The sequence below is a fragment of the Streptomyces sp. SID3212 genome (assembly GCF_009865405.1).
Lineage (GTDB): Bacteria > Actinomycetota > Actinomycetes > Streptomycetales > Streptomycetaceae > Streptomyces.
This window is the reverse complement of sequence record NZ_WWJY01000557.1, coordinates 1-2,998: the sequence shown is the minus strand read 5'-3', so window position 1 is coordinate 2,998 and position 2,998 is coordinate 1. Positions and strand designations below refer to the sequence as shown.

Genomic DNA, 2,998 nt, shown 5'->3' with positions numbered 1-2,998 from the left:
GCCCGCGCGGCGTCCAGGTGCTCGGGCCCCAGGTGCGGGCCCCAGCCGCCGACGGGCAGCAGCGCCACGTCCACCGGGCCCACCGTGTCCGCCATCGTGTCGAAGAGGCCGGTGTCCCCGGCGAAGTACGTACGCGACTCGCCGCTGATCACATAGCCGAGGGCGGGCGAGCGCTGCGGTCCCATCGGAAGCCGCCGGCCGTCGTGGTGCGCGGGCACGGCCCGTACCCGCAACGCCCCGATCTCCACCTCGTCGCCGACGCCGACCTCCGTGATCCGCAGCCCGGCGGGGTTCCTGCGGGCGTCCAGCCGCCGGAGCGCCGGGACCGACCGCTCGGCGCCGCGCGGCACGAGCAGCCGGGTTCCGGGGGCGAGTTTCGCCAGCGAACGGGGGTGGAGGTGGTCGGAGTGCAGGTGGGAGACGAGCACGGCGTCCGCGACGGCGGCCTCGGGCGCGGGCACGGCGCCGAGCCGGCGGCGCAGGTGGGCCAGCCTGCGGACGAAGAGGGGGTCCGTCAACACCCGTACCCCCGAGTCCTCGACCGTGCAGGTGGCGTGGCCCCACCAAGTGATGACAGTTCCCAACCCGACCTCAACTCCGTCCGCCCGGGCGCCGGTGAGCCCGCCCCGGGCACGATCTCCGCACTCAGCGTACGGGGGGTACCCCGCGACGGGCCCGTGAACCCGGCGCCCGCCGCTTCCGGCCCCCCTCCCGCGCGCCCCCGGGCGGCGCGGGTCGTACGCCCCCCGCGTGGTTCACGCCTCCCTCGGGCCGGTGCGGGCGCGGTAAGGTCTGCGGTCCGGACAAGGGGTGGGCCGGACAAGGGGTGGGGAACGGGACATGGCCGAGGCGGGCGTGGCAGTCGAGGCGGGCGGGGCAGACGGTACGGCCGGGGTGGCGGGCGGCGAGGTGCGGGTGGCGGTGATCGCCAGCCTGACGCCGCTGGAGGAGCTGGACCGTACCCCCTTCCTCGTGGACACCCGGGGCCAGCAGGCGATGTGCGCGCGCTGGGCGGCGGACCAGGGGTACGTCGTCACCCGCCAGCTGCTCCTGTACGGGCTCCGCGCCGATCACCACGGGCTGTGGGTCGATGTCGAGGCCGGCCTCCTCGACGTCTTCGTCGCCCCCAACGAGCGGGTTCTCGACCGGGCGTTCACCTCCGTCCCCGCCTTCTCGGCGGAGTGCGCGCGCCGGGGGGTGCGGCTGGAGACGGTGGGCCTGGACGAACCGCCGTACGACGCGGCGATGAAGGCCGACGTCCACCGCAGGCTCTCCATGCCCACGGCCGGGTACGACGGCTGCTGACCGGGGGCCGCCGGCCCGGCGCGCCCCTGCCGCGCCCCACGCGCACCCGCCCCCGCGCCGCCCTGTGTCACGCTGGGGCCGAGCCCGTGAGCGGATACGGGCCCGGACCATGGGGTGGAGAACGACGTGTGGCGCGGGCGATGGCGATGGCGCACGACAGGCAGAGCCGTACTCCGGGTGATCGTCGTGTGGCTGGTGTCCAGCCTGACGCTGCTGGCGCTCGCCGGCATCCTGCCCGACTTCCAGCTCCAGTCGGACGACGGGGACACCATCACCAGGACGGCCGTCACGGCGGGCTGGGGCGCGGGCGCGTTCGGCCTGCTCAGCGCGCTGGTCTGGCCCCTGCTCGTACGGGCCCTGCTGCTGGTGCCCGCGCTGATCCTCGGCGCCCTGGTGTTCTTCCTCAACGGCTCGCTGCTGCTGATCGCCCTGTGGCTCATCCCCGACGGCCGGGGCGCCGCCAACCCCGAGACGGCGGTCGTGGTCGCCGCCGTGATGTCCGCCGTCGCCTCCGCGACCTCCACCGGGCTCGCGGTCGGCGACGACGACGCGTACCGGCGCAGGCTCTCGCGCCTGGCCGACCGGCGCCGGCGCAGGAGCGGCGAGGACGGCGGACAGGGCGGGCCGCCCGGCACGGTCTTCCTCCAACTCGACGGGGTGGGCCACCAGGTGCTGCTGGACGCCCTCGCGAACGGTGTGATGCCGAACATCGCCGCGTGGCTCGACGGGGAGCCCACCCACCGGCTCACGCGCTGGCGCACCGACTGGTCCAGCCAGACCGGCGCCAGCCAACTCGGCATCCTGCACGGCTCGAATCACGACGTCCCCGCCTTCCGCTGGTACGAGAAGGACAGCGGCAGGACGATGGTCAGCAATCGTCCCGCCAGCGCCGCCGAACTCCAGCGCCGGGCCATCGAACGCACCGGCGACGGCGGGCTGCTCACCGTGGACGGCGCCAGCCGGGGCAACCTCTTCAGCGGCGGCGCCGACGAACTCGCCTTCGTGCTCTCCATCGCGGCGCGGCGGGGCAGGGCGAACCGCTCCCGCGCCGGGTACTTCGCCTACTTCAGCGACCCGGCCAACGCCGTCCGTACGGTCGTCTCCTTCGCGGCGGAAGTCGCCCGCGAGATGGGGCAGTCGCTGCGCGCGCGGGCCAGGGGAGACCGGCCACGGGTGAGCCGGGGCGGCCTGTACCCGTTCATCCGGGCGTTCGCGACGGTCCTCGGCCGGGACGTGGTGGTCGCGGCGGTGATCGGCGACATGCTGGTGGGACGCACGGCGGTGTACGCGGATCTCGTCGCGTACGACGAGGTGGCCCACCACTCCGGGCCGCACAGCCGGGACGCGCAGCAGGTACTCGCCCGCCTGGACCGCTCGGTCGGTCTGTTGGTGAAGGTCGCGGACCACGCGCCGCGCGAATACCGGATCGTGCTGCTCTCCGACCACGGGCAGAGCCCCGGCGAGACCTTCGAGAGCCTGTACGGGCTCACCCTCAAGGACCTCGTCAGGGCGGGGTGCGGGCTGCCCGTGTCGCGCCGGGCCGAGCGGTCGAGGAGCGGCGCGGAGGCCCGTTCGGCGGCCCGGCACGCGGTGCGCCACGCACTGCACCGGCCGGTGCGGGAGGGCGCGGAGGACGAGCCCGCGCAGGGCTCGGACCCGGTGGTGCTCGCGTCCGGCAACCTGGCGCTGGTCT

General features: G+C 75.2%; 3 protein-coding genes. 2 read left to right on the top strand and 1 reads right to left on the bottom strand.

The window, feature by feature from the left end:
* On the bottom strand, positions 1-584 hold a 584-nt coding region (locus GT042_RS16910; RefSeq protein ID WP_161309548.1), incomplete at its 3' end, for an MBL fold metallo-hydrolase.
* A gap of 256 nt (positions 585-840) precedes the next feature.
* On the opposite strand from GT042_RS16910, the gene GT042_RS16905 reads away from it, so the two are divergent.
* Together GT042_RS16905 and GT042_RS16900 are read left to right on the top strand one after the other, a co-directional pair.
* Positions 841-1,305: a hypothetical protein gene (locus GT042_RS16905; RefSeq protein ID WP_161309547.1), complete on the top strand. Its 465-nt coding sequence runs from the start codon at positions 841-843 to the stop codon at positions 1,303-1,305.
* A 195-nt stretch (positions 1,306-1,500) separates the two neighbouring features.
* A partial coding sequence (locus GT042_RS16900; protein ID WP_345943799.1) for a phage holin family protein occupies positions 1,501-2,998 on the top strand: 1,498 nt, incomplete at its 3' end.